At 65.0% G+C, this 14,209-nt stretch carries 2 protein-coding genes; both read left to right on the top strand.

The annotated features are described in order from the left end of the window. Nucleotides 1–56: 56 nt before the first annotated feature. A complete protein-coding gene (locus tag PKE72_RS15670) occupies nt 57–13,475 on the top strand; it encodes a LysM peptidoglycan-binding domain-containing protein (protein ID WP_271166299.1) in 13,419 nt (4,472 codons plus the stop codon). Next, the gene (locus PKE72_RS15665) at nt 13,472–14,197 is read left to right on the top strand and encodes a hypothetical protein (protein ID WP_271166298.1); all 726 of its coding nucleotides are present in this window, start codon (nt 13,472–13,474) and stop codon (nt 14,195–14,197) included. The genes PKE72_RS15670 and PKE72_RS15665 overlap by 4 nt, the downstream gene beginning before the upstream one ends. The last annotated feature ends 12 nt before the right edge of the window (nt 14,198–14,209 follow it).

The raw sequence follows: 14,209 nt of genomic DNA, 5'->3' as shown, positions 1-14,209 counted from the left end.
GCGGTCTCCCGAGAAGCCGGTACGGGAGGAGACGAGTCTCCCCGAGGGGGATGAAGATGGTCGCTGTCATCGTTGGATCGCGTCTGGGGCTGGAACAGAGCTCGGCCAAGACGCTGGGGGCGTCCGGCTTGCTGGGCCAGTCGGTCATGGGCCGGGCGGGCGAGAACGTCCTGGTCAATGCGGCGACCGGCAATCTGGTGATCCATAATCAGGACGAGTTCCTGATGGGGCTGGGCTCCGACGTCGGTATTGCGCGCGCCTACAACAGCCTCGGCGCCCTGGACGACGACAACGGCGACAACTGGCAATCGGGCGTGACCCGGCAGATCTACGGGCAGACCGGGGCTTATGGCGCAGCGGGTTCGACCGTCTGGCGGCTCGATTGGGACGGATCGCGGGTCCAGTACGCCTGGGACGCCGCCAAGTCCGCCTATGTCAGCAAGGAAGGGGCAGGGGCGCATGACCAGCTGACCTTCGCCGCCGACGTCTGGACCTGGACCGACGGCGACACCGGTACGGTCGAACATTATCTGTCGGCGACCGGCTATCGCATCGGCAGCAGTCTCGACCGTGACGGCAACACCGTCACCTATGCCTATGACGCCCAGAACAAGGTCACGCGCGTGACCACGGCGGACGGGGGCTACATCGACCTGACCTGGTCGGGATCCAATCTGGTCAAGCTGCAGACGACGGCCTGGGATCCGGTGTCGGGGACCAACAAGGTCGGGGCCCGGACCCGCTACATTTATGACGCCTCGAACCGACTGATCCAGGTCAAGATCGATGTCACGCCGGACGACAACTCGGTCGCGGACAATCAGTTCTACGCCATCAACTACACCTATGACGGGACGAGCAAACGCGTCGCCTCCATCAGCCAGACCGACGGCTCCCGGCTGGACCTCGCCTATGAGGCAAGCGGCGCCTTCCGCGTGACGAGCTATACGGAGACGGTGGCGGCGGGGGTGACCCGAACCACAAGCCTGAGCTACGCCGCCGGCCAGACGACCGTGACGGGGCCGTCCGGTCTGGTCACGGTGCTCAACTACAGCAACGGCCGTCTGGACAGTATCGTCGAACCGGCCCCGGTCGCCGGGGCGGCCGCGCCGACCACCCAGTTCCTTTATAATGCGGACGGCGACGTCACGCGCGTCCAGACCTCGCCGACCGTCTGGACCGACTATGTCTATCCCGCCGGCGGCTCAGGCCTGTGGACCACGCGCCGCGACAGCGCCGGCGTCACCGTCACCCGAACCTATGACGCTCGCAATCTTTTGCTGACGGAGAGCCGCTTCACCGGGCTCGATCCCGATGGGGCGGGCTCGGGCGTGCCGACAGGGGCCCTGACGAGCCGCTACGTCTACGACGCCGAAGGGCATCTGATCTATGGATTGACGCCGGAAGGCCGGGTCACAGCCTATGCCTATGATGCGGCCGGTCGTCAGACGAGCGTGGTCGCCTATGCCGGCGTGGCCTATAATCTCGCAGGGCTGAGCGCCACACAGACGCCGACGGCCGCCGACCTCGTGGCCTGGCAGTCCGGTCTGGCGGATAAGGCCGCCGCCGAGCGCACCGACACCGAATATGACTTCCGCGGCGCGGTGACCCTCCAACGGCGCTACGCCGCGCTCCTGACCGACGGCCAGGGCGACACGGCCTCGGCGATGACCGTCACGCGCTTCGTCTACGACCGCGCCGGTCAGCTGCTCGCGCGCACGGTGGACGGGGTCTCGGGCGTGCAGTCCTACGCCTACGACGGCCTGGGCCGCACGGTCAGCAGCATCGACTTCAGCAACGCCCAAACCACGACGGCCTTCCTGGACGACCGGGCGACCACAGTGGTGACGACGGCGGACGGGCTGAACCGAATCTCGGTCTACAACCGCATCGGCGAACGGGTCAGTTACAGCGAGACCGAGCGGGGCGCCAATCTGGTCAATCTGCAGAACTGGCCGTCCGGCGCGGCGCCGTCCGCAGCCGGCGTCCCGACCTGGCCGGGCGCGGGCGGCGCCCTGACGACGGATTCTCGCTGGGCGACCGTGATCGGCCCGGACGGGCTGTCGGCGCTCGTCATCGAGGCGGGGCAGGTCGACGCCAATAGCCTCGGCGGGGGCGCGATCTCCAACGGCTTCGCGATCGACCCGACCCGAAGCTACGCGTTCACCTATTATTTCCGAAAATCGGATCTCAGCCGTCATGATCTCGTGCTGGGCGGGCCCGATACGGTCACGGGCGCCTTTGTCGAGAATACGTCCGGCGCGGATGTCGCCAATCCGACCTTCTTGAACCTCACCCCGGCCCAGCAGCAGGCGAGTCTTCAGGCCGACCGCTGGTACAAGGTCGTGGGCTATATCCTGCCCCAGGGCGCCGCCCTGGGCTCGGCGGCGTCGCTTGGCGGCGTCTATGATCTCACCACCGGCGACAAGGTGCTCGACACGGCCGTCTACCGCTGGAACGACGTCCTGCCGGGCGCCACGGCGACCACCCGCTTCTTCGTCCAGAACCAGGGAAGCTCGACGGGCTATTCGACCTATTTCGGACGGCCTGAAGTGCGCGAAGTTCCGACCGCGCTGCTCGCCGACGCCCTGTCGGAGACCGGGTCGCGCTACCTCTACGACGCGCTCGGCCGCCTGCGGATCGAGATCGATCCCACCGGAGCGGCCCGGCAGGCGCTCTATGACCGTCTGGGCCGCAAGGTGGCCGACGTCGGGCCGGACGGAGCGATCACGGAATACCGCTACGACGCCAACGATCAGGTGGTGGCGACGATCCGTTATGCGACCCGGCTGACGGCTTCGGCCCTGGCCGGCCTGCGCGACGCCGCCGGCAATCCGACCCAAGTCGAGCTGGGCGCCGTGCAGCCGCCCGCCGACGCGGCGGACGAGTGGACATGGGCGGTTTACGACAAGTCGGGGCGGCTTGTGCAGTCCATCGACGGCGACGGCTCTGTGACGAACTCCGCCTATGCCGGCGACTCGAGTCTGCTGAAGGAGACGCGTTTTGCGACCCGTCTGACGACGGCTCAATTGGAGACTTTGAAGACGACGCCGCCGGCCGTGGCCGTGGCGGTCTCGTCGACGTCGCAAGACCGCATCGAGCGCTACTTCCAAGACGGCGACGGAATTCGAATCGCGACATTGGACGGCGAAGGCTATCTGACGCGGACCCTCTACGACGCCGCAGGTCGGGTCTCCGGAACCCTAGCCTACGCCAACGCCGTGGCGAGCAATCTGCGCGCGTCTGGCGCCCTCATCGACCTGATCACAAGTGCAGGATCGAATGCGAACGACATTCGCACCTGGAATGTCTACGACGCGCGCGGCTTGCTGAAGGGAACGGTCGATGGCGAGCGTAACATCACCCTCTACGATTATTCGGCCCAGGGGCATGTCACGGGCGTGACGCGAGGTCGTCGCCTGGCCGCCGACGCCGTCGTGCAGCCGACCCTGGCGCAACTGACCGGGGCTCCCGCCGGCGTGCTGGAGGTCGTGAGCTATACGCGCAACGCCTTCGGCCAGCCCCTGACGGAGACCCGTCACACCGCCGCCGGGGCAGAAACCACGACCTATATCTACGACAGCCAGAATCGGCTCGTCCGCACGAGCCTCGCCAAGGTCGAAGGCGGGCTTGTCGAAGCGCATCGGCGCTATGACCGTCGCGGTCGTCTGACCGCCGAACTGTCAGGGGAGGGCGCCGCTGCGCTCGCCGCCCTGGGCGCAACCCCGACCCAGGCCCAGATCGACACCCTCTATCGGCAGTGGGGCGTCAGCTACAGCTACGACGACGCGGGGCGGATGATCGCCCGCACCGACCCGGACGGTCTGGGCGGCAATGGCCGCCGCACGGTCTATTTCTATGACGCCGCCGGCAACCTGTCCCATGAGGTCAACGCCCTGGGCGAAATGACCAGCTACGCCTATGACGCCCTCGGCCGACGCACGGGCGTGACGGCGCACGGCACGCGACTGACCAGCACGGTCACGGCCGGACTGAAGGGCGGACGCCTGACCGCAGCCGCGACAGCCGCCCTGAACGGCGCGGTCAATACGGCCGTCGATAGTGTGACCCAGGTGGTCTACGGCGTCGGCGACGGCGTGTCCGCAACGGTGGACGCCCTGGGCGCGGCGACCCTCTATGCCTACAACGCCTTCGGCGAGCTCTCGCAGCGCCAGGATCCCCTGGAACCGACCGATGGGCCGATCACCCAATTCGCTTATGACCGACGCGGCCTGCTGGTGCAGACGAAGCGGGATGTCGGCGGCCTGAATCAGACGACCGCCCTGGTCTATGACGCCTTCGGTCGCCCGACCCAGGAAACCGACCCGCTCGGTCGGGCGCGGGTCACCGGTTATGATCGCGCCGGGCGGGTCGTCCTGCGTCGGGACGCGGCGAGCAAGACGACCGCCTACAGCTATGACGAACGCGGAAATACGCTCAGCGTCACCGACCGCATGGGGCGGACGACAAGCTACGCCTACAGCGCCTTTAACCGCCAGATCGTGGTCACCACGGCGGAGGGCGTCACCACCACCACGACCCATGATGCGGCCGGCTCCACCCTGTCCTTCATCGACGGCGCGGGCCGGACGACGACCTGGACCTATGACGCCGACGGGCAGCTGAAGACCGAGACCAACGGCCTAAACCAGACGTCGACCCGAACCTACGACAAGGCTGGTCAGCTGTATGAGACGGTGGACGCCGCAGGCGTCAAGGTTCGGTACAGCTATGATGCGGCTGGCCGTGTCCTGACGGAAGTGCGCAATCCGGGCGGACTCAACCTCACGACCAGCTATGTCTATGACGCCAAGGGCCAGACCACCCGCGTGACCGACGACAGCGGTTTGCGCACGGACTATGTGTTTGATCTGGAGGGACGCACCACCCAGGTGATCGTCGATCCGACCACCTACGCCCTCACCACGGTCTATAGTTATGATCGCGCCGGGAATGTCGCCACAGTGCGTGAGGCGTCCGGGACGACCGCCCAGCGCGACACCGTCTACACCTATGATCGTCTGGGCCGACTGACCGCGCAACAGACCGGTCCGGCGAGTCTGAATATCCGAACGACCTACGCCTATAATGCGGCGGGGAACGTCACCCAGAGGCTCGACTCGCTCGACGCGACGACGACGGTCTCGACTCTGTTCGGCTATGACGTCGAGAACCGCCCGGTCTGGCGGATCGACGGCGCGGGCGCTGCGACCCGGACCTATTACGACGCCGAGGGACGGGTCACTGGCGTCACCCGTTACGCCAATGTCCTGACCGCCGCGCAGATGGCGGCGCTGGGCGCAACGCCGACGACCGCCCAACTCGCCACCGCCGTGACAGCAAACAGCGCGCGCGACCAATACGAGACCTACGTCTACGATGATGACGGCCGGATGGTGTTCAGCGTCGACGCGCTGGGCCAGTTGACCGAAAAGATCTACGATGGATCCGGTCTGGAATTGCGGATCATCCGCTACGCCACCCGCTACACCGCCTCGGCTAAGGACGAGGCGAGCCTGAGGACCTGGACGGCGACCCAGGCCACCGCCAATGATCGCGTGGACTCGCGCGCCTATGATGCGGCGGGCCGCCTACGCTATACCGTCGATGCGGGGGGGCAGGTGGTCTACCGCAGCTATGACGCGGCGGGTCGCCCGATGCGGATCGTAAGCTACGAAACCCTTTATGCCGGCGCCAATCCGACGTCCGCCGTGCTCGACGCCTGGGTCGGCGACAACCCGGGGGACACAGGACGGGTCACCCATTTCGGTTATGATACGGTTGGGCGGCAGGCCTATGTGCAGGACGCCCTCGGCTATGTCACCCAAACCACCTATCTCGGCGATCTGGTCACCGGCACTCGCCGATACGCCAATCCCCTGAACCTGGGGGACGGAGCGACCGGCGAGGCGTTCGCCTTCATGCTGGGCGTCTCTGCGGGCGGTCAAGCCACAACAACCGTATCTTATGGGTACGACCAGGCCCGACGCGTCAACGAGATCATCGACGCGATGGGCGTGGTGACGCGGCTTGAACTGGACGGCTTGGGGCGAGTCGTCCACGAATGGCGTGCGAGGGGCACGGCCGATGAAAGCCAAACCAGCCGCACCTTTGACGCCGGGGGGCGGGTTTTGTCTGAGACCCGGGGGGTGGGAACGGCGCAGGCCTCGACCCGGACTTGGACCTACGACGGACTCGGGCGGGTTCTAAGCGAAACCGAAGCGACCGGCGGGGCGACGACCTACACCTATGACGCCATGGGTCGGGTCGTCACAAAGACCCGCAAATTGACCGCCTCGACCAATGCGGTGACCACCAGCGTGTACGACGCCTTCGGCAATCTGGTTCAGGTGACCGATCCGCGCGGAGCGGCGGGCTTTTTCTATTACGACAAACTCGACCGTCTCACCCTGCAGGTCGATCCGGAGGGCTACGCCACCCAGACGACCTACACGATCGGAGGGGCGGTGGCGACCGTCACACGTCGCGCAGCGCGGGTCACGGGCACGCCGGTTGTGGGCACGTCGCCCACTGTCGTGACCGGATCAACCGACGCGACGACCCGGTTCACGCGGGACAAACTGGATCGCCTCACGGGCGTGACGGACGCCATGGGTTTCACCGAGACCTTCGTCCTGAACGCCTATGGCGACAAGCTGTCTGTGAAAAACAAGCTCGGCGGCACGACGACCTACACCTATGACAAGCGCGGCTTGGCCCTGACCGAGACGCTCCCGGTCGGGTCCGCGACCAATCCGTCCGCCGGGAACATCGTCAATACCTATGCCTACGACGCCCGCGGCAATCTGATCCAGACCGTTGAGGCCTCCAACCTGGCAGAGGCCCGCACGACAACCTACGCCTACGACCTGTTGGATCGATTGATCAGCAAGACGGGCGACGCCGTGGTGGTCACCGCGACGAACTTCGCCACCAGCGTGGTCGTTCCCACGGAGACGATCGCCTATGATCGGCGCGGCAATGTGATCGAAACCGTGACGCCTGCGGGTGGGCGAACCCTATTCTACTACGACGACCTTGACCGCAAGATCGCCGAGATCAACGCCTTGGGCGGCTTGAGGACCTGGACCTACGACGGCGCGGGCAACGCCACGGCGATGCGCGCCTATGATGCGGTCGTGGCCCAGCCCGCCTTGGCGGGCGGCACGCCGCCGAGCGCCAGTGGACCCTACCGCGAGACCTACTACGAGTACGATCTCAACAATCGACTGACAGCGACCAAGTCGATGTCGGTCCGTACCGGCAACTGGACCGGGACCTATGAGACGGTCTGGGCTCAGGTTGTCGATCGCACCCTCTACGATGCGGCAGGCAATATTGTTCAGACTATAGATGGGCGTGGCGTGAGCCGCTTCGCCTTCTTCGACGCCGCGGGTCGCGAGATCGCCCGAGTCGACGGCGCGGGCTATCTGACCAGCTTCGTGCGCGACGCCGAAGGCAATGTGACGCAGGAGGTCCGTTATGCGGACCCGGTCGTCGGCGCCGTAACGCCTGACCGAAATCCGGCGACGCTGGCGCCGCGCACCGCGACCCCGGGCCTGGGCGACCGGGTGACCGACTTCACCTACGACCGGAATGGACGACGGCTGACGGAAAGCCGCGCCGGCGTCGGCGCCTATGGGGTCGCCGCAACGGGCGGGCTCACCGGCGGCGCGGCGGTCTCTTCCACCATCACCTATACCTACAATGGTCTGGGACAGGTACTCAGCCGAACCACCGCCAATGGGGACCGAACCGACAACGCCTATGATCTCGCCGGTCGATTGACCGATGTCAGGGGAGCGAGCTTCAAGGACTATGTGGACGACACCCTGCGCAACCGGGTGACGAACAGCTACGACGGCTTGGGCCATATCGTCCTGGTCAAGGAGGGCAAGGACGGCTCGACCAGTCTGCTGACCACCACCTTCGTCTATGGCGCGGGCGGGCGTCTCGCCTCGACAACCGACGCGTCCGGCTTCACGCGCGCCTATGCCTATGATTTGGCCGGACGTGTGGTGCGCGACAGTTACAGCCGTGTGCGCTCGGACGGAAGCAGCGTCACCGAAGCCGTCGTCTATCGCTACGACGCCTTGGGACAGGCGACCGAGCAGGCGACAGCGACGTTCAACGGCTCGGCCTGGTCGATCGGCGATCGCGACCAGATCTTGTACAACACCCATGGCGAGATCGTCGCCAAAGGGGTCAACGGCGTCTGGCAAGAGAGCTTCAGCTACGATGCGGCCGGTCGGATGTGGCGTTCAACGGCCGGCGACGGCCTGACCCGAATTTTCGTCCATGACGGCGCCGGCAATGTGACCATGACGGTCCAGTCGGCCGGCGCAGACATCCGCGCCTGGACCCAGGAAGATGCGCTCTGGACCTTCAGCAACCAAAATACGACGTCGATCGGCGCCCATTATGTCGAAGGCGTGGTGGCCACCTATGCCCAGTATACGGGTGAGAATCAGCAGGCCATAACCACCGAGACGTTCCGACAGGTCGCAAGAAATTCGGCCGGCGCGTACCAGTATGCGCCCAACATCATCAATTTGCGGGGCTATAACGCGTTCGGCGAGGTGAGTTCCGAAACCGACGCGCGCGGGTTTACGACCCATTACGCCTATAACACCCTGGGCCGCCTCGTGCGTCGTGAGTCGCCGACGGTCAACGCCACCACCGAGACCGGGGCGGTGCTCAGCGCCCGTCCGACCGAGGACTATTATTACGACATCGCCGGGCGTCTGGTGGGAACGCGCGACGCCAACGGCAACCTCAACCGGCGACTTCTTCTCGCCGGCACGGGACATGACGGCGAGCAAGCGCTGGTGCTGAAGGAGTTCAGCGCCGACGGCGGGGTCGTCAGCAGGGCCTATGACGTCTTCGGTAATCTGAAGACGTTCACCGACGCGTTGGGCGGGATCGAGCGACGATCCTACGATCAGTTGGGCCGTCTGATCTTGGTCAATCATATTGAGCGCGCCGCCGGCACGCCGGGCAACCCGTCGACGAGCGGTATCCGCCTGGATGACTACTACGCCTATGACGGCCTGGGACAGCGCATCCAGCACTGGAACAGCCATTTCGCGACGAGCGACCGGGAGCGTACGGACTACGACGCCAAGGGGCGGGTGGTGCTGACCACCGACTTCGAGGGGCGTGCGACGACCACGACCTACGTCTGGGACGCCAATCTGACGACGACCGGGCTCGGCGCCTTCGGGGGGTGGATCACGACGACCGTGAATCCCTCAGCCAAGACCAGTGTTGAACGCACCGACGCGTTCGGCCGAACGGTCGGCCGAACGGACCTCGGCGGCCATGTCTACGCCATGGGGTTCGACCTGGCGGGCCGATTGGTCAGCCAGACCTCGACCGCCGGGCAGGCGCTGAACTTCACCTGGTACAATACCGGACTCCTGGCGCAGCAGAGCGATGTCTCAGGCGCGGCCCTGGGTTATTCCAACGCGCGGACCCAGGCCAGCTACGAGTACGACGTGGCCGGCAACCGGACGCGGGAGCGGTATGTCACGACCGAGCTGACCTATGTCTACGCGCCTACCGCGCCGTGGGACCCCTATGGCGACCTGGGATATACGGAGCCCACGCCGGTCGAGACCACCACGGTCCAACAGGACGCCTCGGTCACCTACGACGCCTTGAATCGGATGATCGAGTTCCGCGACGTCAGTGTCAGCACGTCTGATCCGACTCTGGTGACCTATGCCTATGACCTGAACGGCAATATCCGTTCGACGGCGGCGCGTTATCGGACGATCCAGAACACGGGCGGCGCCACCTCGGCGATGACCCTCTGGTACAAGTATGACGCCATGGACCGCTTCACGACGGTCGAAGGAAGTTTGGTCGACGGCCAGATCAAGAACGGCGCCCGTCTTGAGTACGACGCCAATGGAAATCGCCGACGCTCGATCTCCACCATCATGATCCAGACCGACATCATCCTAAGCCAGGAACTGGTCTATACGGGCGTCGGCGTCGGCCCGAACCAACCGATCCAGGAGTTCCCCGACATGGACAATCCCGGCCCCGGCTGGGAATGGGTCTATCAATATCAGTACGTCGAAGGCCGTCGTATCGAGCATTACGACTATACGGCCGACGGATATCTCGCGCGAGTGGGGACCTCGACCGACCGCTGGGACAGCGCCACCCAGTCGCTTCAGGACGGCGCGATCACCTGGATCGCGGAAGACCGACGCGACGCCATGGGGCGGACGGTTTCGCACAAGGAGTTCGCACAGGGCGGGACGAACCGCACCCATGAGCGGACGGCGGTCTATGACAAGTCGGGTCTTCTGCTGAGCGAGACCAACTTCACCTTCACCGATGATACGGGGACGGCGAACGACTATTACAGCACCTCGACGACCACTTACGATTACCGCGCCGAGACCTATGCCGGTTCGGGGTCGTTCACGGGTCAGTGGATGGGCGTGATCACCCGGGCGCGCACCACCAGTTCCAAGGATCCGGCGCCTGTCGGCGGGTCGGTGACCCAGAATCCGACCACCCAGACCGTCTACACCTATGTCTGGTGGGACGACGCGCGTCAGGCGAAGATCAGTTTCGACAGCGACACGGGGTCGTCGTCCAACGCGATCCAGACCTCGACCTTCGCCTATGACGTCAATGGGCGTCTGACCTATGTGAACATCCAGGACGGCCGGCCGCGCAACGTCACCTTCATCACCGACGTCAACGGCCAGGTGCTGCGTCGCACCGAGGCGGACAACAATGCGTCGCTGTCCGATCCGAAGGACGTCTATTATTATTTCGGCGGCGTCAGGGTCGGAGAGGTGACGAACAACCCCGGCTGGGGCGACGGCTACGCCTGGGCCGTCAGCCGACGCACGTTGAAACCGTCGAGCACGTCCACCCCCTTCATCACCGGCAACGCCGCCGGGGTGGCGACGGACTTCGGTCAGGCTTATGAGTCCTTGACCCCCGGCTCGGTCCGAAACGGCGCCTCGGCCTATACGGTGCGCGACGGCGACACCCTGCAGGGGATTGCGGCGGCGGTCTGGGGCGACGCCTCGCTGTGGTACATGATCGCCGAGGCCAACGGTCTGACCTCGGCCAACCCGTTGGTCGCGGGCCAGACCCTGTCGATCCCCGGCAAGGTCGCCAATGTCCACAACACCGCCGACACCTTCCGCCCCTATGACCCCAACAAGGCCATGGGCGACGTCTCGCCCACCCAGCCCAAACCCGTCGCCAACGCCGGCAAGAAGGGCTGTGGCGTGGTGGGGCAAATCATCGCCGTGGTTATCGCCGTGGTGGTCGCGGCCTATGTCGGACCCGCGCTGATCTCGGCCATGGCCGGTCAATCGGGAGCCGCCGCGGCTGCTGCCGCCTCGGCCTCGGCCACAGCCGGAGGAGCGTCGGCGGCCGCAGCAGCGGCGGCAGGCTCAGCAGCCATGTTGGGCAGTCTATCCGCCACGGCCGCCTTTGCCGCCGGGGCTTTGACGGGCGCAGCCGCCTCGATCGCCAGCCAGGCCTTCTTGGTCGCCACGGGCGCTCAAGACAGTCTCAACTGGAAGGGGGTCGGTCTGTCCGCCCTTTCCGCCGGGCTGAATCTGGGCGTGGGGCAGTTTTCCAGCGTCGATCGCGCTATGGGGGCTATGTCTGGGCCTGGATGGGTCGCTGATGCGACGCGGGCCACGGGCATGAACGTCCTGACCCAAGGCGTCGCCGTTGCGACAGGGCTTCAGGATCGGTTCGATTGGACCGGCGTCGCCGCCGCAAGCGTCATGTCGAGCGTCGGCGGTGCGCTCGGCGCGTCCCACGTCTTGCGGGCCCTGCCGGGTTATGGAGCGGCCGCTGTCAGTGGCTTGGCGTTGGCCGCGACGGGAGCCGGGGTTCGGTCTTTGCTGGACGGCACCAGCTTCGGCGACAATCTGCAATCCGTCTTGCCGGATGTAATTGGCCAGACCATCGGGAATGCGATTGTCGGCGGAATGCAGGCCAGAGCTGCGCCGAAGGCTCAGTCAGAACTTGCACAGCAACTGAGGGAAAGCTTCGATCTCGGGGTTGGCAGCGCCCCCGAGACCGGCGGCGCGCCGGGAGCCATCGACAGTTTTGCCAACATCCTGAAGCAGCGGGATATCGGAACCCAACTCCTCGCCTCTTTGGGCGGGAACGCCGTAACAGCGGCCCGCTTGGGCGCGATGCTGGATCTGTCGAAGACAGAGTGGGCCTCCACCCGGTTTTCGGGGATTAGCTACACGCCCTATGTGGCGCGTGACATACAGGTCCAGCGCCTGTCCGACATCGAGGCGACCGTCAGCTGGATCAACCATCTGAACCGGACGGTGACCCAGACCTTCGGTGTGTCTGACGGCCAGTATCTGCATATTACGGATCGGGGTCCGGTCCGGGATCTTCTAAACGGCGAGTCAATCGGCCAGGACTTCTACCTCTATGACGAGGCGGCGATCATGGGGGCCGCGACGGAACTGGCGGAGATCACGGTCGTCGGCGAACGCACGGCGATGTCTTATGTCCACCAAGGGTTGAACTACACGGCTGCCGGGCTCATGGGCGTTCTGGACGGCGTGGTTGTCCAGCCTGGCCTAGGGCTGGCTGAGGGGGTTGGTCATGTCGGCGGCACGATTTGGGACGCGGGGGCGGCGACGTTCGGCGGCGCTCAACAGCGTGCGGCAGCGCTGCAAAGCCTGGGGCGTCGAGGCGATGCGGTCGCCGACACGCTCAAGGGCGCGGCCCTCTTCACGCTTCGCTACAACACGGACTTAGACGGCAGTTTCCGGCGTGGGTTGACGACGACGGCGTTCGACGCCGTGTCCCGTCGTTGGGGGGCTGAAGGTCCAATGGGCGTGTTCAACGCCGTGTCCGACATCACGGGTGTGGCTTCGACGTTTATTCCTGGAGCAAATGCAGGAAGGGCAGGACAGGCAGGACGGCTGATAGACGGGCTGGACGGCGTGAGTGATGTGGCTCGAGCCGCCACATATGCGCGTGGCAGCGCAGAACGAGCGTTCCTCTTGGAGCAAATCCGCAGTGTTCGCGGCTCGGGCGCCAACCGCCTGGCTGAACAACGTGGCATCGTCTTCGGCCATAGGGAGGCGTCGCGGCTGGGGTATGAGCCCGTGCTGACGTCGCTCCACTATAAAGGGACACAGGGACTGGACGGCCTGTTCGTCAGCGCCGAAACTGGGCGTTTCGCCATCTGGGAGTTCAAGGGTGGGGTATCGCAGACGGGGTTGAGTTCGCTGAAAACCTACCGTGGTCAGACACAGGGATCCCAGGGCTATATCGCCAGCCGAATAGGTCGCTATAGTCAATCCAGCGGGGCGGATGCGAGCTTGGTGGTCAAGTTGAATGAAGCCAGTGAACTGAGGCGCATCGACAGCTTTGTCAGCTTCTCAGGTTCTCAACGCACTTACCAACTGCCCGTCAGCGGAAATACCGTAAGGCCGGGGACACCAAGATGAACGATCATGAGATAGGTGAGCGACTGATTGTAAACAGTCAAGCAGCCATCAAGCGCCGCCCAAACAACATCAGAATTTTGACGTATGAGGGAAACTACAATGCCGTATTGATGAATTATGGGGGATGGGGCCAAGATCATATTAAGATCGGCGTCGTTGAATGGCGGCGAGGCGAAGACCCCAGGTCCGAATTTTCGGCTGGGCTGGATGCCATAGAGCAGGGTTTGACCTTGGCCCAGTCCTTGTCGGCCGGTCCGAACGACATCGACCAACTCGAACTCCACATCGCTCAGCCCATCGCCTATCTGATGAATCGAAACCTGACGCTCCCTGACGGATACGGCCAGCGTGAAGACCAGTTGCCGGATGTCATGGCTGACGAACTTCTCGCCGACGCCCTGTTCGACCGGCCTTACCGCCAGCGTCTCCCGACGATCCTGCAAGCTCTCGCCGCCAAGAAACGTCAAATGCTCGCGCTGCTGAGCTTCCAGACCTATTTCGATCTTCTGGACGCCGCCGGCGACCCGATGCGTATCGCCGAATTGGCCGCCCAGGGCGACGCGCTCTATCAACGTCGAGTGAAGGACGTCTTTTACGCCAACGGCTCCCTCCTGTCGGCGGGCGGAGACGAAAACAGCATCATGGTCGACTACCAACTCGCCGCAGTACTGAAAAAAGTCGGGTTCAAGGGCGAAAGCCTGCACCGCTGGCGCTGGGACTGAGATCCCGCCCCC

Source organism: Brevundimonas intermedia, from assembly GCF_027922165.1.
In the GTDB taxonomy this organism is placed as follows: Bacteria; Pseudomonadota; Alphaproteobacteria; order Caulobacterales; family Caulobacteraceae; genus Brevundimonas; species Brevundimonas intermedia.
This window is presented reverse-complemented; position numbering and strand designations above follow the sequence as displayed.